Annotated in this window: 17 protein-coding genes; 10 read left to right on the top strand and 7 right to left on the bottom strand. The window is 65.6% G+C overall.

Annotation, left to right across the window (positions count from 1 at the left end):
* Positions 1-25 precede the first annotated feature (25 nt).
* Positions 26-1,168: a hypothetical protein gene (locus ACSQ3Q_RS01065; protein WP_436132593.1), complete on the bottom strand. Its 1,143-nt coding sequence runs from the start codon at positions 1,166-1,168 to the stop codon at positions 26-28.
* 216 nt (positions 1,169-1,384) lie between these two features.
* On the opposite strand from ACSQ3Q_RS01065, the gene ACSQ3Q_RS01060 reads away from it, so the two are divergent.
* Positions 1,385-2,029 (top strand): hypothetical protein, encoded by a 645-nt coding sequence (locus tag ACSQ3Q_RS01060; protein WP_436132592.1) that lies wholly within the window; start codon positions 1,385-1,387, stop codon positions 2,027-2,029.
* A 33-nt stretch (positions 2,030-2,062) separates the two neighbouring features.
* Here ACSQ3Q_RS01060 and ACSQ3Q_RS01055 read toward each other — a convergent pair whose 3' ends face one another.
* Positions 2,063-2,770, bottom strand: a complete 708-nt coding sequence (locus ACSQ3Q_RS01055; RefSeq protein WP_436132591.1) for an FMN-dependent NADH-azoreductase — start codon at positions 2,768-2,770, stop codon at positions 2,063-2,065.
* 116 nt (positions 2,771-2,886) lie between these two features.
* Between ACSQ3Q_RS01055 and ACSQ3Q_RS01050 the strand changes: the two genes are divergently transcribed.
* A complete protein-coding gene (locus ACSQ3Q_RS01050) occupies positions 2,887-3,801 on the top strand; it encodes a LysR substrate-binding domain-containing protein (protein WP_436132590.1) in 915 nt (304 codons plus the stop codon).
* Positions 3,802-3,911: 110 nt separating this feature from the next.
* Here ACSQ3Q_RS01050 and ACSQ3Q_RS01045 read toward each other — a convergent pair whose 3' ends face one another.
* From ACSQ3Q_RS01045 to ACSQ3Q_RS01030, 4 genes are all read right to left on the bottom strand, one after another.
* Positions 3,912-5,237 carry an SH3 domain-containing protein gene (locus ACSQ3Q_RS01045; RefSeq protein WP_436132589.1) on the bottom strand — a complete coding sequence of 442 codons (1,326 nt, stop codon included), beginning with the start codon at positions 5,235-5,237 and terminating at the stop codon, positions 3,912-3,914.
* 15 nt (positions 5,238-5,252) lie between these two features.
* The gene (gene trhP, locus ACSQ3Q_RS01040; RefSeq protein WP_436132588.1) at positions 5,253-6,680 is read right to left on the bottom strand and encodes a prephenate-dependent tRNA uridine(34) hydroxylase TrhP; all 1,428 of its coding nucleotides are present in this window, start codon (positions 6,678-6,680) and stop codon (positions 5,253-5,255) included.
* Between the two features lie 164 nt (positions 6,681-6,844).
* Positions 6,845-7,774, bottom strand: a complete 930-nt coding sequence (gene ttcA, locus ACSQ3Q_RS01035) for a tRNA 2-thiocytidine(32) synthetase TtcA (RefSeq protein WP_436132587.1) — start codon at positions 7,772-7,774, stop codon at positions 6,845-6,847.
* A gap of 179 nt (positions 7,775-7,953) precedes the next feature.
* The gene (locus ACSQ3Q_RS01030; RefSeq protein ID WP_436132586.1) at positions 7,954-9,018 is read right to left on the bottom strand and encodes a homocysteine S-methyltransferase family protein; all 1,065 of its coding nucleotides are present in this window, start codon (positions 9,016-9,018) and stop codon (positions 7,954-7,956) included.
* 358 nt (positions 9,019-9,376) lie between these two features.
* Here ACSQ3Q_RS01030 and ACSQ3Q_RS01025 point away from each other — a divergent pair, with 358 nt between their 5' ends.
* From ACSQ3Q_RS01025 to ACSQ3Q_RS00990, 8 genes are all read left to right on the top strand, one after another.
* Complete coding sequence (locus ACSQ3Q_RS01025) at positions 9,377-9,586, top strand: hypothetical protein (RefSeq protein ID WP_436132585.1); 210 nt, start codon at positions 9,377-9,379, stop codon at positions 9,584-9,586.
* A gap of 121 nt (positions 9,587-9,707) precedes the next feature.
* Positions 9,708-10,058: an RNA recognition motif domain-containing protein gene (locus ACSQ3Q_RS01020; RefSeq protein WP_436132584.1), complete on the top strand. Its 351-nt coding sequence runs from the start codon at positions 9,708-9,710 to the stop codon at positions 10,056-10,058.
* A 271-nt stretch (positions 10,059-10,329) separates the two neighbouring features.
* Positions 10,330-12,213 carry a DNA helicase RecQ gene (gene recQ, locus ACSQ3Q_RS01015; protein ID WP_436132583.1) on the top strand — a complete coding sequence of 628 codons (1,884 nt, stop codon included), beginning with the start codon at positions 10,330-10,332 and terminating at the stop codon, positions 12,211-12,213.
* Positions 12,214-12,332: 119 nt separating this feature from the next.
* A complete protein-coding gene (locus ACSQ3Q_RS01010) occupies positions 12,333-13,184 on the top strand; it encodes a hypothetical protein (protein WP_436132582.1) in 852 nt (283 codons plus the stop codon).
* Between the two features lie 529 nt (positions 13,185-13,713).
* Positions 13,714-14,913, top strand: coding sequence for a threonine ammonia-lyase (locus tag ACSQ3Q_RS01005; RefSeq protein ID WP_436132581.1), 1,200 nt, complete (start codon positions 13,714-13,716; stop codon positions 14,911-14,913).
* A gap of 66 nt (positions 14,914-14,979) precedes the next feature.
* Positions 14,980-15,129 (top strand): hypothetical protein, encoded by a 150-nt coding sequence (locus ACSQ3Q_RS01000; protein ID WP_436132580.1) that lies wholly within the window; start codon positions 14,980-14,982, stop codon positions 15,127-15,129.
* Between the two features lie 99 nt (positions 15,130-15,228).
* Positions 15,229-15,942 (top strand): 7-cyano-7-deazaguanine synthase QueC, encoded by a 714-nt coding sequence (gene queC, locus ACSQ3Q_RS00995; RefSeq protein ID WP_436132579.1) that lies wholly within the window; start codon positions 15,229-15,231, stop codon positions 15,940-15,942.
* 295 nt (positions 15,943-16,237) lie between these two features.
* Positions 16,238-18,109 (top strand): phosphoenolpyruvate carboxykinase (GTP), encoded by a 1,872-nt coding sequence (locus tag ACSQ3Q_RS00990; RefSeq protein WP_436132578.1) that lies wholly within the window; start codon positions 16,238-16,240, stop codon positions 18,107-18,109.
* 202 nt (positions 18,110-18,311) lie between these two features.
* Here the strand turns inward: ACSQ3Q_RS00990 and ACSQ3Q_RS00985 are convergent, their stop codons facing one another.
* Positions 18,312-18,752: a hypothetical protein gene (locus ACSQ3Q_RS00985; protein ID WP_436132577.1), complete on the bottom strand. Its 441-nt coding sequence runs from the start codon at positions 18,750-18,752 to the stop codon at positions 18,312-18,314.
* Positions 18,753-18,860 lie beyond the last annotated feature (108 nt).

Below are 18,860 nucleotides of genomic sequence, written 5' to 3'. Positions count from 1 at the left end.
CCTTTCGGCGGGCCGCGCCACACCTCTACGCGGCGGGCACAGGTCCCACCGGTTCGGGCGGCACCACGCCGCGCAGCGCCAGGCAAAACGGCTGGACGCATTCGGCGCGCGCCGCATACGGGCAACCCACGGTTTCGCACAGGCCCGACGCGCCATTGCGCGCACGCTCGTCCTCGCGCGGCAGCTGGCCGCTGGCCTGCAGCACGGCCATCTGGGTCCACGGGTCCAGGCGGCCGGTGGCCTGCTGCAGCATGTCGCGGCCGTACACGGTGGCCGCCAGCTGCGGCTGAAAGTCCAGCACCAGCAGCGCGCTGGTGCGGGGCGTGGCGGCGTCAGCGCCCTGGAGCACCAAGGCCACCACGCCGGACTGCAGCCCCAGCGCCCCGCCTGAAACGCTCCCCGCAAAAGGCAGCTGCAATGCAGGCGCGGGCAAGGATGCGCCCGCTGCGGCCGGGCCCGCCGGCAGCGGTGCCTGGGCCGCGAGCCAGGGCACCGGCACCCGCAGCGTGAGCGCAAAACCGCGCGGCCCCTCGGGCGTCTGCGCTGTGCCCTGCTGCACCAGCCAGGTCTGCAGCGGAGGCTGCTCAGGGTCCAGGGCGCCGCTCTCCAGCGCCTGCGCGAGGCCCATCGGCCACGGCTGTGCCGACACCACCCGCTGCGGCGCGCCGCTGCCGGCCGTGACCTGCTGCACCAGCGCACTCACCCAGCGCATCAGCGGTGCGGCCAGCCCCGTGGCGGGCCAGGCAGCGCCCGACGTGGCCGCAGTGCCGGACGTGACCCCGGCACCGGCGGACGCCCCCGCACTCGCCGGCGCGCCCTTGGGCAGCGGCGGCGCTGACGGCGCGCGCAACGTGCCGCCGGCCCGCGCGCTCTGCGCTGCGCCATCCGCCGCAGCACGCCGCGGATCGAAGCCTGCCCCCAGCTGCTCGCGCGCCTGGGCCGAGATGCTGGCTTTGTCAGCAGGCGCCGGCGCAGGCAGCGGGCCGGCGGGCGGCGACGGAGATGTGGCCGATGGCGGCGGCGCGCTGGCGTCGGCTGGGAGGGGGGCAGGCACGGCGCCGGGCTTGTCCAGCCCCAGCAGCGACGACTGCCGCTGCAGCGCCGCCTCGGCCAGAAACTGGGCCACGGGCGGCAGCGCGCTGCGGGAGGGGTCGATGGGGAGGGCCATGGCGGGAAAGGAGGGAGAGCCCGATTCTGTAGCGATTCAGCCCGCATGAACAGGCGCCGGCCGCCGTGATGCGCCAAATCGCGGTTACTACAAAATTGATAGCATAAAGTGCAATACGAATCAGCGCTGGAGCCGTATTTCATCCAAAATCACACTGCCTGAGCCCGCCCGCTGGCCCGTTGGCGCCCTCTTTTCCTTTACTTGCCGTCTGCTGCCATGACCCCACACCGCCGCGCGCCCCACACCCTGCCCGGCGCCACACCAGCGCCCTACCCGTGGGTTGCGCCGGCACTGCTGTGCGCGGTGCTGGGCTTTCTGCTGCTCAGCGCCTGGTTGTTTGCGCCGGGCTGGGAGCGCGCTTTCCGCTCGGACAACTCGCCCACATCGTGGTTGTCCGGCGCGCTGCTGCTCACGCTGAGCATCACCACCCTGCGCCTGACCGCCGAGCGCGCCCTGCCTTGGCGGCTGGGCGTGTGGCTGACGCTGGCGTTTGGCGCGCTGGCGCTGGACGAACAGTTCATGCTGCACGAGCTGTGGAAGTTTCGCTGCCACGAGTGGCTCGACGCCTGCCGAGCCAGCGCCGTGCGCGAGGCACCGATCCTGGCTGTGGCCGCCGTGGGCTTGGTCACCTTGGCCTGGTTGCACCGGGCACTGTCGCACCGCAGCACCCGCGTGCTGTTGTGGACCGGGTTCGCCGTGGGGGTGGCGGCGATTGGGGTGGACCTCTGGCCCGAAGCGCAGCCGCATTGGCCGTGGCTGCCGGAGCTACCCGCTCTGATCGCCGCGCTGGAAGAGGCGCTGGAAGTGGTGGCCGAGGCGCTGGTGCTGGCGGCGCTGCTGCGGCAGCCCGGTCTGCGGTGAGGGGGCTTGCCGCTGACCTAAACACTGGCGGATTCAGGCCCTAGCGTTCACAGTTTCTCGTCGCAACGTCCCGCCGCGTGCGAGCCGAGACACCAATCCATCCACAGCGTCCTCGCCCTCCTTGATCGAATCGGCCAGCCGCTGATCGGCAAATTCGTCGTACTCGATGGCGAGGCCCTGCGTTTCGACGATGCCGATGTACGCGAAGGCCGTGCGCACCGAGGGTTCCACATGGTTGCGGTCGGCCAGGCGCCCACCGGGGCCATACCCATAGTCGCCGCGTGACGACAGGATCACCAGACGCTTGCCGGCACCGGCCAGCAAGGGCCAGTAGGGCTCACCGCTGCGGCCGCGGTCAAACCCAAAGGTGCGCCCGACACGCACGATGTTGTCGATATAGGCCTTGAACTGCGCGGGCGGGCCGAAGTTGTACATCGGCACGCCGGCGACGATCAGGTCGGCCTGGAGCAGTTCGTCCACCAGCAAGTCGCTGATTCGCAGTTCTTCGCGCATCCAGGGCTCCCGCACCGGCTCGGGGGTGAACGCCGCATGGATCCACCGTCCGGTCACCGGCGGCGGCGGGTTCTGGCCAACGTCGCGGTAGATGACCTTTGTCTCCGGGTGCAGGGCCGTCCATTGCCGCACGAAGCGGGCCGTGAGCCGGCGGGTGTGCGATCCATGCGGCGTGGTGTGGGAATCGCCCGCGCGGGCGCTGGCATCGATGTGCAAAAGTGTGGTCATGTTTGCTGGTCTTGGTCGGTGGTAGGGGGCTGAAACACCAGCGAAGTCTCTTCGGACGACCACCCTTGCACAAACTATCAATATTTGCGCGATGCATGACATGAGATCATCCGTCCATGGTGCTCCGGCTTCCTCCTCTCAGCGCTTTGCGCGCCTTCGAAGCGGCCGCGCGGCTGCGCAGTTTCAAGACGGCGGCCGAGGAGCTGTCCGTCACGCCGACAGCAATCAGCCACCGCATTCGGGTGCTGGAGGAGTACCTGGAGCGCCCGCTGTTCGTGCGCAAGGTGCGCGCCGTCGAACTCACCGCCGACGGGCAAACGTTGTGGATGGCGGTCAGCAGCGGTTTTCAGACGATCGCCATCGCCATCGAACAGGTGCGCAAGCCCCGCCGCGCATCGGTCACCCTGTCGGCCACGCCGGCCTTTGCGGCCAAGTGGCTGGTGCCCAGGGTGGCGGCGTTTCAAGCCGCCCACCCCGGGATCGACCTTCACATCCATGCGTCCAACCTGCCTGTCGATCTGAACGCGGGGACGGCGGATCTGGCAGTACGGTATGGGCAAGGCCAGGTGCCCGGCCAGGGCATCACTTCCCGTTTATTGCTGGAGGACCACTTCGCGCCGGTCGCCAGCCCGGCCCTGTCGGCAACGATCCCCAAGGACGCGTCCCGATGGCCGCTGATTCACTTTGACTGGCACCGACCGTTGCCGGTGGACCTGACCTGGGGTGCGTGGGCGGTCAAGACGGGGCGCCCGCCGCAGGACCTGGGCGCCGGCATTCGCTACTCGGAAGAAAGCCATGCCATTCAGGCGGCCGTCGCAGGCCAAGGGGTGGCCTTGCTGAGCTTGCTGCTGGTCGAAGAAGAACTGCGCCTCGGACTTCTTCATACCGTGGCCGAGCCCAAGCTCGCGGGCCTGGCCTACTACGTCCTCAAATCGTCAAGGCATCCGGTTCCGGAGGCGGTTGCGGCGGTGGAAAACTGGCTGGTGCGCGTCGCGCGCGGCGCGGAGATCGCAGGCCCCGTTCAGGATTGATGCAGGGTGGGCGAAGCGGCGGTGCCACGAGAGGGGCTGCCCCACCCCGCCCACTCAAGTGCACTCCTGGTCCATCCAGTGCCCGGCCCGAAACCACTGGCCGTTGATGTTCAGGTACCAGCGGAATCAAACACGGGCTCAAAGCTCATGCCGCCCGGTGCGGGCGTATCAACGCGCAGGATGTCGGTCACGCCGTCGCGGTCGACGTCGATCTCGTGAACCAGCACGGAGGTGTGCTTGCGCTGGGGCTTCTCACGCAGGGGCGGGTCGGCGGGCACCATCCAGCTGGTGGCATAGCGCTTGGAGCGCACCTTCACCGCATCGGGCGGCAGCTTGCCGGGCAGCACCAGGCGCGCCAGCACCTCGGCGGTGTCAGACAGCTTGGCGTAGCCGCGCACGGGCTGGGCGTCCTCGCCCAGGTCATGCAAGCCACGGCCCGGGTAGTGGCCCCCGCAGTAGTGGGCTTCGTTGCTGATGTCCCATGGGCGCTTGCGCAGGGAGTGCGCGCCTACCAGGCCCTGCTGAGTGATGGCGTAAATGGTGAGCGGCGGGGCGAATGCCTGGTCGGCGGTGCCGACATCCCAGAAACCGGTGACGTATTCGATCTCGGGCCCGCTGTGGCGGTTGAACCGGCCCACGGGTGCGCCGGTGGGGACGACGCGAATGCGACTTCCCGTGACCGCTGCCAGGCCGTCGGCATCGGTCTCGTGCAGCAGGGCCACACTGGCGTGGGTGCGGAAGTACGACGGGGCTATCGCGGGCAGCACGGGCCGCGTGGCCAGGGGCGCAACCGCGGGGATATGGTCCATGGCACGCGTGGCCAGCTTCAGCTCAGCCAGCGGCTCCACGGCCTGGCCCCGGTCGATCTCCTGCTCGGGTTTGAGCAGCACTCCTGCGCCCAGCAGTTTCTTGGCGGCTTCGAATTCTGGGCGCGGCGGGTACGCCACCGGGACATCGTTCGCATGGGTCTTGGCCAGGCCGCTGATCTGCAGCGATGCCGGCCGGGGCAAGGCGTTGCCATAGGCACGCAGCCGGTTGGGAGATGGTGCCACCCAGAAGGCGCGGGCTGCGTCCTTGCCCGCCTGGGCCAAGGTAAGGGGCTGGTCAGACAGCAGATTGCAGGAAACATGGGCTTGCAACGGTGCCGCCAATGCGGGGCCCAGGCGCGCATCGCCCCGGTAGAGCACGGCGCACCAGCCGTCGCGCTCAGTGAGCTGCTCCAGCGCGGTGTTGGCCGGCACCTGGGCCAGCACGCTGGCTTGGGCCTGGGCCGACTCGCGCAGGTTGACCCAGGAGCCCTGTACGTACCGCACCTTGGCGGGCGCCAACTGCGGCGCGCCTGCAGCCGGGCCCTGCGCCAAGGTGCTGGCGCTGGCGAGCGCGGCCACAACCGACAGTGCCAAAACCGGCGCTCGGCTGCGATGGTGTGTCGGCATGGTGGTGCGCCCCGCTCAGGCCACGACAGCGGGTTCGGCCGCCGGTGCCTCCACTACCCGCGCCAGCAGCGCGCCCTGGTAGCGCGCTGGCAGCGGAATCCACACGCGCACCGGGTTGCCTTGCGCCACCGCCACCGGTTGGCCTTCCACATTGCGCATCTGTTCCAGCCGCACGGTGATGTTGCCGCTGGGGTGCACCACTTCGATCAGGTCGCCCACGGCAAAATGGTTCTTGGTTTCGACCAACACCCAGTCGCCCTGCAGCCCCACTTCGGCCTGCCCCTCGGCGCCCAGCACCTCGCCCGCAAACTGGCTGCGCTGCGTGGCCGAGTGGCCGTTGATGTAGTTCTGGTAGTCGTTGCTCGGGCGGCGCTCCAGCAGGCCGCCGGTGTAGCCGCGGTTGGACAGGCCTTCGAGTTCGATCAGCAGCTCGGGGTTGAACGGCCGGCCAGCCACGGCGTCGTCGATGGCGCGGCGGTAGACCTGGGCAGTGCGGGCCACGTAGTACAGGCTCTTGGTGCGGCCTTCGATCTTGAGCGAGTCGACGCCGATCTGCGCCAGGCGCGCCACGTGCTCGACCGCGCGCAGGTCCTTGCTGTTCATGATGTAGGTGCCGTGCTCGTCTTCCATGATGGGCATCATCTGCCCGGGGCGGCCGGCTTCTTCGATGAGGTAGACCTTGTCGGCCTTGGGGTGGCGCTCGCCGTTGCCGGTGGTCGATGCAAAGGCTTGTTCGGCCTTTTGCTGCGCGGCTTCGAAGTTGAAGTCGCCTTCCATCTTTTGCGCAATGGCTTCGCCGGTGGTGGGGTCGATGTCGGCGTCGTGCGTGGCGTAGTTCCAGCGGCAGGCGTTGGTGCAGGTGCCCTGGTTGGGGTCGCGGTGGTTGAAGTAGCCGCTGAGCAAGCAGCGGCCTGAGTACGCAATGCACAGCGCGCCGTGCACGAAGACTTCAAGCTCCATGTCGGGGCATTCCTGGCGGATCTTTTCAATCTCGTCCAGGCTGAGTTCGCGCGACAGGATCACACGCTCCACGCCCATCTTCTGCCAGAACTTCACGGCCGCCCAGTTGGTGGTGTTGGCCTGCACCGAGAGGTGGATCACCTGCTCGGGCCACTTTTCCTTGACCATCATGATCAGGCCCGCGTCGGCCATGATCAGCGCGTCGGGCTTGCAGTCAATCACGGGCTCGATGTCGCGCAGATACGTGCGGATCTTGTCGTTGTGTGCGATCAGGTTGCTGGTGACAAAGAACTTCTTGCCGCGCGCGTGGGCCTCGCTGATGCCTTGGCGGATCTGCTCGAGCTTGAACTCGTTGTTGCGCGCGCGCAGGGAGTAGCGCGGCTGGCCGGCGTACACGGCGTCGGCACCAAAGTCGTAGGCGGCGCGCATCTTGTCGAGCGAGCCGGCGGGCAGCAGGAGTTCGGGGGCTTTGAGGATGGTCATGGGGTGCCTCTGGATCGGGAATGAACGAGACATAAATCAACCAATATCCGTTCGGCCTGAGCTTGTCGAAGGCTGGCACCCGGCTTCGACAGGCTCAGCCCGAACGGTTTGGGGGGATGGGAACGCTGTCGACGAAACCATGGCGATCAAGTGAATGGGGACTGTCAGCGGGGCATCACCGACAAGCCTGCCAGGGTGCCCACAGCCTGCGCCGGAAACTCTTGCGGGTCGAACGCCTTGTCGCCATCGGCGTCCTGCACGCCATTGGGCGCCAAACCCTTGAAGTCGAACTGGCGCGGGTCCATGAAGTGCGAAGGCACCAGGTTGCGCAGGGCCACGGCCATGTTCTCGATGCGGCCGGGGTACAGCTGCTGCCAGTCGCGCAGCATCTGGCCGATCTGCTTGCGCTGCAGGTTCTCCTGGCTGCCGCACAGCGTGCACGGGATGATGGGAAAGGCGCGGATGTCGGCCCAGCGGGTGAGGTCGTCTTCGGCCACATAGGCCAGCGGGCGGATGATGAGGTGGTCGCCCCGGTCGCTCTGCACCTTGGGCGGCATGCCCTTGAGCTTGCCGCCAAAGAACATGTTGAGGAAGAAGGTCTGCAGCATGTCGTCGCGGTGGTGGCCGAGCGCTATTTTTGTGCATCCCAGCTCGTCCGCCACGCGGTACAGGATGCCCCGGCGCAGGCGGCTGCACAGGCTGCACATGGTCTTGCCTTCGGGGATGTGGTCCTTGACGACGCTGTACGTGTCCTGCGTTTCGATGTGGAACGGCACGCCGACTTGCGTCAAATACTCCGGCAGCACGTGGGCCGGAAAGCCGGGCTGCTTCTGGTCGAGGTTCACAGCGATCAACTCGAACTTGTGGCCGTTGCGCTGCTGCAGCAAACGCAGCACGTCGAGCATCGCGTAGCTGTCCTTGCCGCCCGACACGCACACCATGACCTTGTCGCCGTCTTCGATCAGGCCAAAGTCGGTGATGGCCTGGGCGACCTGGCGCACCAGGCGCTTTTCGAGCTTGAGCGCGGCGTGGGCGGCGGCTTTGTCGGCAGCCTCAGCAACAGGGGTGTCGGGCAAGGTGGCGGTAACGGACATGGGAAGCAGGCGTGGGGCTGGCAAAGAGTGCGGACCAGATGGCAACGGAAGGCGTGAGGGTGCCGCAGAGTCACGCGCCCGGCAATGCTCCGTCGCAGAGCCGGGCGGCGTGATTGCTATGTTTTAAATAGCTACCAGCGTTTATTGGATAAGCGCTAGCGGCTAATTTCACTCAATATTCAGGCTTCAGCGGGATAAAACATCTTGCGCGTGGGCACGTTGGCAACCGCCTTGGCGATGGCGCCAATGTGGTCGGGCGTCGTGCCGCAGCAGCCGCCTAGGATGTTGACCAGCCCCTCGGCCGCGAACTCGTGCACCAGGCGGCTGGTGATCTCGGGCGTTTCGTCAAACCCGGTGTCGCTCATGGGATTGGGCAGGCCCGCGTTGGGGTAGCAGCTGATGAAGGTGTCCTCGGCCACGCGGTTCAGCTCCTGGATGTAGGGGCGCATCAGCGTGGCGCCCAGGGCGCAATTGAGGCCAATGGCCAGCGGGCGGGAATGGCGCACGCTGTTCCAGAAGGCGGTCACGGTCTGTCCGCTGAGGATGCGGCCCGACGCGTCGGTGACGGTGCCGCTGATGATCAGCGGCAGGCGCTGGCCGCTGTTCTCGAAGTACTCGTCGATGGCAAACAGCGCGGCCTTGGCGTTGAGCGTGTCAAAAATCGTTTCGACCAGCAGCACGTCGGAGCCGCCCTCGACCAGCGCTTCGGTCTGCTCGTAATACGCGGCGCGCAGCTGCTCGAAGTCGACATTGCGCGCGCCGGGGTCGTTCACGTCGGGGCTGATGCTGGCGGTCTTGGGCGTGGGGCCGAGGGCGCCGGCGACGAAGCGGGGCTTGTCGGGCGTGGAATATTTGTCGCAGGCGGCACGGGCCAGCTGGGCGGACTTCAAATTCATCTCGCGCGCCAGCTCGGCCATCTTGTAGTCCTCCTGCGCGATGGTCGTCGCGCCGAAGGTGTTGGTCTCGATCAGGTCGGCACCGGCGGCGAGATACCGCTCATGGATGTCGGTGATCACGTCGGGCCGGGTGAGGCTGAGCAACTCGTTGTTGCCCTTCACGTCGCGCGGGAAGTCCTTGAAGCGGTCGCCCACACTGCCCGGGCCGGTGTAGCCCTCGCCCCGGTACTGCGCCTCACCCAGCTTGAAGCGCTGGATCATGGTGCCCATGGCCCCGTCGAGGATGACGATGCGTTGGGCCAGGATGTCGGCCAGTTGCGCGGCGCGGGTGTAGTGGAGGGCTTGCATAGGTTCCTATTGTAGGAAGGCGGGGTGCTCGGAGGCCGCTGAAGGGCCGGCCGGTGGGCTTGGGACCACTGACCCAGGCGGTGACCGCAGAGTTCTTTTAAAACCGCCAATAATATTAATCGACATTTAAATGCAAATTGAGATATACTGGACCTCGTTGCAGTCACGTCCCCTGACTAGTTTCGTCACCGCAACGCCTGCCCAGAGGCACCAAGCCTCTGCCACGCAGGCTGCGTTTTGCGACTTTTGTCGCCCAGTGGGTCTGTAGAGCTGCAGCCCACCGCGTCCCTTGATGCTCGCGCAGGTCGATTTGAATCTGCGTTCCTGATTGATCCAGATTTCACAGACAGCCATCTCCATGGGCCAGTTCGTCGTCTCGCCCACGACACACCCGACCGACTGCGGCCGCTTCCGCGCCTCCTTCTCGGTCCATCGTTCAGAGGGCAACGGCAGCTACTGCCGCGTGTTCCGTTTCGATAAAGCCTTTGCCTCGCGCGAAGCCGCCCGGCTCTTTGCAGTCACCCAGGGCTGGCTGCAAACGTGCATGCCGCACCCCCCCACGTGTTGATGGCCTGCCCCGCGCAGATCACCTTCACTTCATTTTTCGCAGTGGCTGCGGGCTCCCGATCCGCACACGCATCCCAACGGTGCGCCATTCAATGCGCGCCATCTTTTAGAAAGACTCTCCCATGAGCACCAAGATTTATGTGGGCAACCTGCCCTACTCCGTGACCAATGCCGTTCTGGAAAGCAACTTTTCCGAGTTCGGCGGCGTGTCTTCTGCCCGCGTGATGATGGACCGCGAAACCGGCCGTTCCAAGGGCTTCGGTTTTGTGGAAATGGCGTCTGCCGATGTCGCCCAGGCCGCCATCACCGCCCTGCACGGCATGTCCGTCGATGGCCGCTCGATTGTGGTGAACCTGGCCCGCCCACGCGAAGAAGGTGGCGGCTCCGGCGGCTACAGCCCCGCTGGCTACGGCGCCGAGAAGCGCTCGGACGTCGGCTACGGCAACGGTGGCTACGGCGGCGGTCGCTACTAAGCCCTCGTCTCGTCACCCTCGCGTGCAAAACCGGCTCTTCGGAGCCGGTTTTTTTTCGTCCGGGCGCAGCTCGCATGGAGACATCTGCGGAGCCGTGCCGGCCGTTGGGGCCTGGCGTGGGGCGTCCCCGCGCAGGTCGCTTGGCGGGCGCGCAGCGCCCGGCGCACAATAAGCCCCTTTGCCCGCAGGCTCGCCTGCCGCAATAACGATCAAATTGGCCCCTAGCGCTTGATAGACAAGCGCTTGCAGCTATCAAATTCAGAGTATCCGTTTGTCCTCTCGCCTGTCTTCCGCGTCGTCCCCCGCGCACACCGTCCTGCAGAACGTTTTTGGCTACGAGCAGTTTCGCGGCCCGCAGCAGGCCATCGTCGAGCATGTGATTGCCGGCGGCGACGCACTGGTGCTGATGCCCACGGGCGGCGGCAAGAGCCTGTGCTACCAGGTGCCGGCCATCGTGCGCCAGCAGCAGGGGCGCGGGGTGACCATCGTGATCTCGCCGCTGATCGCGCTGATGCACGACCAGGTGGGCGCGCTGCACGAGGCGGGTGTGGACGCAGCGTTCCTCAACTCCACACTGAGCTACGACGAAGCGCAGGATGTGGAATTTCGGCTGCAGACCGGCGCGATCACGCTGCTGTATGCCGCGCCCGAGCGGCTGAACACGCCGCGTTTCCTGGGCCTGCTGGATGACCTGTACCAGCAGGGTTGCCTGAGCCTCTTTGCCATCGACGAAGCGCATTGCGTGAGCCAGTGGGGCCACGACTTTCGCCCCGAGTACCGGGCGCTCACGGTGCTGCACGAGCGCTATGCCGGTGTGCCGCGCATTGCGCTCACCGCCACGGCCGACGACCTCACGCGCGCCGACATCATCGAGCGGCTGCAGCTGGAAGACGCGCGGCTGTTCATCAGCAGCTTTGACCGGCCCAACATCCGCTACCGCATCGAGGAAAAAAAGGACGCCACCACGCAGCTGCTGCGCTTCATCGAGCGCGAGCATGCGGGCGAGGCCGGCGTGGTGTACTGCCAGTCCAGAAAACGCGTGGAAGAGCTGGCATCGACGCTGAGCGACGCGGGCGTCAACGCCCTGCCTTACCACGCGGGGCTCGACACCAAGGTGCGCCAGAAGAACCAGGACCGCTTTTTGCGCGAAGAGGGCATCGTGATGGTGGCCACCATCGCGTTCGGCATGGGCATCGACAAGCCCGACGTGCGCTTCGTGGCGCACGTGGACATGCCCAAGAACATCGAGGGCTACTACCAGGAGACCGGCCGCGCGGGCCGCGACGGCCTGAACGCCGATGCCTGGATGGCCTACGGCCTGAACGACGTGGTCAACCAGCGCCGCATGATCGACGAGAGCCCGGCGGGCGAGGAGTTCAAGCAGGCGCTGCGCGGCAAGCTCGACGCGCTGCTGGCGCTGGCCGAGGCCACCGACTGCCGCCGCGTGCGGCTGCTGGCCTACTTCGGCGAATCCTCCACGCCGTGCGGGAACTGCGACAACTGCCTGACGCCGCCCGCCATCTGGGACGCTACCGACGCAGCGCGCAAGCTGCTCTCCACCATCTACCGCGTGAACCAGGCCAGCGGCATCAGTTTTGGCACCGGGCACATCATGGACATCCTGCGCGGCAAGAAGACCGAGAAGGTCGCGCAGTTCGGGCACGAGAAAATCTCCACCTTCGGCATCGGCGCGGACCTGAGCGAACCCCAGTTGCGCGGCGTGCTGCGCCAGCTGATCGCCACGGGCGCGCTGGGCCTGCAGAAGGTCATGCTGGACAGCGGCCACAGCTTTGACACCCTGTGCCTCACCGAGGGCTCGCGCTCCGTGCTCAAGGGCGAGGTCCCGGTGCAACTGCGCGAATCGGTGTCGTCCGCCCCCGCCAAACGCAGCCGCAAAAGCAGCTCCCCGCCCGCCGCTGCCGCCAACCTGGGGCCGGACGCGCAAGTGCGCTTCATCAACCTCAAGGCCTGGCGCGCCGAGGTGGCCAAAGAGCACAACCTGCCGGCGTACGTGATCTTTCACGATGCGACGCTGGCCGCGATTGCGGACCGCAACCCCGCGACGCTGGAAGACCTGCAGGGCATTTCGGGGATGGGAGCGAAGAAACTGGAGGCGTATGGGGTGGAGGTGCTGCGGGTGGTGAAAAAAGGCTGACGAGCGCCCACCCGCAAAAGCGGCCTCCTCAATTTCTCCGTATTGTTCTGTTACGCGAAGACAAATCCCGCTACATTTCCTCCGCACACAACAATGTCACGTTTGACGGAGGGTTCCCAATGTTTTTGAAAAGAATCGCAGTTGCCGCAGTTTTCATGGGCGCGATGGCTGCGCATGCCTTTGCGCCACAAGCGGGCACGTGGGTGGTAAGTTCGGAATTGGACGGAAAGCCCGGCCGGGGGCTGGCCATTGACGTGCAGAACGACACGTTCGTCATGCAGATGTATGCCTACGAAAACAGCGGGCAACCCACGTTTTATCTGGCCACTGGCAAAATTTCCGATGACAAGGTGGCTGCACCGCTCGTTCGCTACACCGGTGGCCGCTATCTCGGCAGCGGGGCGCTTTCGGGCAAAGAAGCCGGCAGTGCGGGCACAGTGACCTTTCGATTCACCAGTGGCGCGACGGGATTCATCACCCTCCCGGGCGAGCCCGAGAAAGCCATCTCCCGTTTCAATTTCGGCTACCCCTTCGCAGCCTCGAGCTTGATGGGCCTGTGGACATTGACCTCACTCGGCTCCGAAGGACTCATTACGGACGCTGTGCAATTGACAAGCAACCTGGGAGCCACTTCCACTGGCAACGGTCTGGTCGCCACCAGCAATGGCCTCTTCGGGTGTGAACATCAGACCTCTGGAGCCCAGGTGGGCAATGTCCTTTGCGTCAAGATCAACGCGCAGGGCCAACTCCTGCGGGCCTATGTCTTTTTCTACAGCGTGAACGAAGGCGAAGGCTTTTCGAGGCTGTCCGGTTCCGGTGCCCAGCAGCTTTTGTCGATCCGCCGCCTGACGACTCCCCAAAACGTAGGGACGGGCCTGATCTACAAGGCGGGCGAACAGCAACCCGCACAGGAACATCCAGCATTGCGCTTTCATTTGGGCAACGTCGCCGCAGACGGCTTCGCAGACTAATTGCTCGTCGGGGCGGGCCGGCCGGCTCGCCTCTACCCTCAGGGCTCAGCACGACGTGCGCTCTTCATCCGACCGATTGATACCAACGATTGGCTCTATGAGTATCAAGCAGCTTTGGGCGCGGGCGGATGATCGCTTGCCTGCGGAAAAAAAGGCCGGCGTGCAGCGGGTGAGGCGAAGGCTCGGGGTACCCACTCACGGATTGAGCTTGGCTCACCAACGGGGAGGTGGGAGGTAACCGGACCGTTCGTTCACACGTCCGCCTGAGAGCGGCGACCGGCGGTTCCTATCATCCACACCGGCACGCCCTCGCTCCCTCCTCTTGCCCTAGAACCACTGCGCCAGCTGCGTAGGCAATGAAGTGGTTGCTGGCCAACGGCATAACTTCGCGGTGGAAGTTAGGCGCTTTGGATACTTTTTGATAGCGAACTATTAATAGTAGACAAGCGCTGGAGCCGTTTTTTATTTAGATTTCACGCAATGTCAGCCCGGCTCGTCCCTGCACCCGCCTTCGGCCACAATCGCCCCCATGCTCACCCTCCAAGACATCCGCGACGCCGCCACCCGCCTGCAGGGCCATGTGCTCGATACCCCCTGCGTGGAATCCAAGACGCTCTCGCAGATCGTGGGGGCGCAGGTGTTCCTCAAGTTCGAGAACCTGCAATTCACGGCGTCCTTCAAGGAGCGCGGCGCGTGCAACCGGCTCACGCTGCTGTCCGATGAAGAGCGCGCCCGGGGCGTGGTGGCCATGAGCGCGGGCAACCATGCGCAGGGCGTGGCGTACCACGCGCAGCGGCTGGGGCTGCGCGCCGTGATCGTGATGCCGCGTTTTACGCCCGGCGTGAAGGTGGAGCGCACGCGCGGGTTTGGCGCCGAGGTCGTCCTGCATGGCGACACGCTGGAAGAAGCCCGTGCCCATGCCTATGCGCTGGCCGACGCCCAGGGGCTGACTTTTGTGCACCCTTACGACGATGAAGGCGTCGCGGCAGGCCAGGGCACGCTGGGCCTGGAGATGCTGCAGGCCGTGCCTGACCTGGACACGCTCATCATCGCCGTCGGCGGCGGCGGGCTGATCTCGGGCGTGGCCACGGCGGCCAAGGCCATCAAGCCGGGCATCGAAATCGTGGGCGTGCAGACCACCCGTTTTCCGGCCATGGTGAACGCGGTCAAGGGCACCAGCCACCCGCAGGGCACCTCGACCATCGCGGAAGGCATCGCCGTGGGCACGCCCGGCAAGATCACGCAGGAGATCGTCAAACGCCTGGTGGACGACCTGGTGCTGGTGGATGAAGGCGATATCGAGCAGGCCGTGCTGATGTTGCTGGAGATCGAAAAAACCCTGGTCGAAGGCGCAGGCGCTGCGGGCTTGGCCGCACTGGTGCGCTACCCCGAGCGTTTCAAGGGCAAGCGCGTGGGGCTGGTGCTGTGCGGCGGCAATATCGACCCGCTGCTGCTGGCCGCCATCATTGAGCGCGGCATGGTGCGCTCCGGCCGCCTGGCGCGCATCAAGGTCAGCGCGCGCGACGTGCCCGGCGTGCTGGCGCGCATCACCGCCACCGTGGCCGACGCTGGCGCCAATATCGAAGAAGTGCACCACCAGCGCGCCTTCACCATGCTGGCCGCGCAGAACGTGGAGATCGAACTGGTCCTGCAGACCCGGGGCAAATCGCACATCGACGACGTGCTGGAGCGGCTGCGCTCGGCGGGCATGGAGGCGGCGCTGATCTGAGCGTTTTGGCCGCCCCGGGCCGCCGGCGGATAGAATTGCGCAAGTTTTAAGCATCTGGAGTCACCCATGTCCGAACACAACACCACCCACCACGCTTCCGAATCGCATCCCCACGACCCTGTGGAAAACGTGGTCCACGTCGCCCCCGTGGTGCTGCCCGTGGTCGGTGGCGTGATGATGTTCCTGCTGGCCTTCATCGCCGTGTACATGGCCTGATCAGCGCGGAACATCGCTGACAAGCCCCGCGCTGCGGGGTTTTTTTTCGCCCGCACCGGCCTATCGTCCCCATCACCACCGCCCCAGGAGCCCTCCCCCATGCGACCCGGACACGCCCTCGTTCTTTTCTCTGGTGGACAGGACTCCACCACCTGCCTGGCCTGGGCGCTGACGCAGTTTGCCCATGTGGAGACCATCGGTTTTGACTACGGCCAGCGCCACCATGTGGAGCTGCAGGCGCGCCAGACCGTGCTGGCAGCACTGCGCGACCGCTTCCCGCAGTGGCGCGAGCGGCTGGGCGAGGACCACATGCTGGACCTGGCGGTGCTGGGCCGCATCAGTGACACGGCGCTGACCAGCGATGCCGAGATTCGGATGACCGCAGCCGGGCTGCCCAACACCTTCGTGCCCGGGCGCAACCTGCTGTTCTTCAACCTGGCCGCCGCGGTGGGCTACCGGCGCGGCCTGCATACGCTGGTGGGCGGCATGTGCGAGACCGACTTCTCGGGCTACCCCGATTGCCGCGACGACACGCTCAAGGCGCTGCAAGTGGCGGTGTCGCTGGGCATGGGGCAGCGCTTCACCTTCGAGACGCCGCTCATGTGGATCGACAAGGCATCGACCTGGGAGCTGGCGCGCACCCTGGGCGGCGATGCGCTGGTGGAGCTGATCATCACCGAGTCGCACACCTGCTACCACGGGGTGCGCGGCACGCTGCATGCCTGGGGCCATGGCTGCGGCACCTGCCCGGCCTGCGCGTTGCGGCAGTCGGGTTATGAGCGGTGGAAGGCTGGCTTGGCTGGGCAGTTCTGAATACACGCCCTGCGAGATAGCTCCGCATAACCCCATGCATCTTTTGCATGGTTTTCCCCCCAGTCTGACAGACAAAGGGATGGCAGATTCATAAAATCGACATCCCAGCCGACCCGCGGAATCCGTGGCACTAGCCTCCACCCCCGTGGGGCCGCACCACGCACCCGCCCGCCGACTGAGCACGAAAGCCGTTTTTTCAAAGGCAGCGCTCAGCATCGCAACTGCGCCAGGCCTTGCCGCGTTCCTCCGGTCCGCTTCCTTTGAAAAAACTGTTTTTTAACTTAGGAAGCTCCCGATGAACGCACCCATGATGCAGGGCCTGAATCTCAACGCCCCCGCTTACGTCAAGAACGCGAGGCTGCTCGCCTGGGTGGCCGACATGGCCGCGCTGTGCAAGCCCGACACCATTTACTGGTGCGATGGTTCGAAGGAAGAGTACGACCGCCTGTGCCAGCAGCTTGTCGATGCCGGCACTTTCAAGAAGCTCAATCCCGCCAAGCGCCCCGGCAGCTACCTTGCGTGGTCCGACCCATCGGACGTGGCACGCGTTGAAGACCGGACCTACATCTGCTCGGCCCAGAAGGAAGACGCCGGCCCAACCAACAACTGGATGGCCCCCGCCGAAATGCGCGCCACGCTGCAGCCGCTGTTTGATGGCTGCATGAAGGGCCGCACCATGTATGTGGTGCCCTTCAGCATGGGCCCGCTGGGCAGCCACATTGCCCACATCGGTGTGGAGCTGAGCGACAGCGCCTACGTGGCCGTGAACCAGCGCCTGATGACCCGCATGGGCAAGGCCGTGTACGACGTGCTGGGCGTGGAAGGCGAGTTTGTGCCCTGCATGCACACCGTGGGCGCCCCCCTGGCAGACGGCGAGAAGGACACCACCAGCTGGCCCTGCAACCCCAAGGTCAAGTACATCGTCCACTACCCCGAAACGCGCGAGATCTGGTCCTACGGCTCCGGCTACGGCGGCAACGCGCTGCTGGGCAAGAAGTGCCTGGCCCTGCGCATCGCATCGACCATGGGCCGCGACCAGGGCTGGCTGGCCGAGCACATGCTCATCCTGGGTGTGACCAACCCCGCTGGCAAGAAGTACCACGTGGCAGCTGCCTTCCCCAGCGCCTGCGGCAAGACCAATTTCTCGATGCTGGTGCCGCCCGAGGCAGGTTTTGCCGGCTGGAAGATCACCACCATCGGTGACGACATCGCCTGGATCAAGCCCAACGCGGACGGCAAGATGGTCGCCATCAACCCTGAAGCCGGCTACTTCGGCGTGGCCCCCGGCACCAACATGCACACCAACCCGAACTGCATGCTCTCGCTGGGCAAGGATGTGATCTTCACCAACGTCGCCCTGACGGACGATGGCGACGTGTGGTGGGAAGGCATGGAAAAAGACACCGGCAAGCTCCCGGACCACCTGATCGACTGGCAAGGCAAGGACTGGACGCCCCAGATCGCCAAGGAAACCGGCGCCAAGGCCGCGCACCCCAACTCGCGCTTCACGGTGGCTGCCGCCAACAACCCGGCGCTGGATGCGCAGTGGGATGACGCCAATGGCGTGGCGATCGATGCGTTCATCTTCGGTGGCCGCCGCTCGACCACCGTGCCGCTGGTGACGGAAGCCCGCACCTGGACGGAAGGTGTGTACATGGCCGCGACCATGGGTTCGGAGACCACCGCCGCCGCGTTCGGCGCCCAGGGCGTGGTGCGCCGCGACCCGTTCGCCATGCTGCCGTTCTGCGGCTACAACATGAGCGACTACTTCCAGCACTGGCTGAACATGGAAGGCAAGATCGCCGCCACAGGCAAGGCACTGCCCAAGGTCTTCTGCGTGAACTGGTTCCGCAAGGACGAGGCCGGCAAGTTCGTGTGGCCGGGTTATGGCGACAACATGCGCGTGCTCAAGTGGATGATCGACCGCATCGAAGGCCAGGCCCAGGGCACGGAGACGATGTTCGGCGTGGCACCCCAGTACGCCGAGATCAACTGGACAGGACTGGATTTCAGCGCCCAGAAGTTCGAAGCCGTCACGAGCATCGACAAGGCGGCGTGGGCTGAGGAGTTCAAGCTGCACGACGCCCACTTCGAGCAACTGGCCTACCACCTGCCAGTGGCTCTGCTGCAGACCAAGGCGCAGCTGGAAAAGCGCTTGAACGCTTAAGCACACACCACCTCTGGTGTAGCTGCCCCTCAAAGCCGCCCCTTCTACGGAATGGGCGGCTTTTTCATGGCATGTATTGGATACTGCATTGCTTGCGCGCAGTCCACCGCGATCAGCAGTTCACCCGCCATGAAAAAAGCCGTGGCGATTGCTCGCCACGGCTTGAAGATTCTTTTGGCTGCGCGGTCTGCGCAGCGCACGCTCAGTAGTACCGGCGGATGTCGTTCACCGTGGCCACGCCCATGGCATGGTTCAGTTCGGCCATGATGCGGGGATCCTTCATGGCAACGTTCCAGGTGCGTTGGTCTTCGGCTGCGCGGCGGCGGCTTTCAGTCCAGGCACGGCCAGCAACACGCAGGGCAGCACCGGCACGGCGTGCGGGCGAAGCCAGCAGGGCCAGGGCGCCAAATGCCACCAACCACAGCACCATCCAAGCGGCCAGCAGGTGGCCTTCGCTCCAGGTGTCGATCACCTGGTTGGCCACAACCAGCAGCGCGGACACAACGGCCGCCAGCAGCAGGGTGGCAGCGCCACGGGCGCCGTCGAAGTTGGCGGCAGCGCGCTTCAGGGCGGCGGCGGCGTTTTCGGCGCGGACCACGCCGGGGTGTTCAGTCAGGTGTTCTACGTGTGCGAAGGCAGTCATTTCAGTTCCCTTTTCTAACGCTCGTGACGATATTGCCGGGCGATGGGGTGATATTAGGGTTTACCCTTTGCACATTCAAGTTTATATTTTGAATCATTGATATTCACA

Source organism: Acidovorax sp. LjRoot129 (assembly GCF_964253765.1).
In the GTDB taxonomy this organism is placed as follows: domain Bacteria; phylum Pseudomonadota; class Gammaproteobacteria; order Burkholderiales; family Burkholderiaceae_C; genus Acidovorax.
Note: the sequence above shows the minus strand (reverse complement) of the source record. Positions and strands in the feature narration are given on the sequence as shown.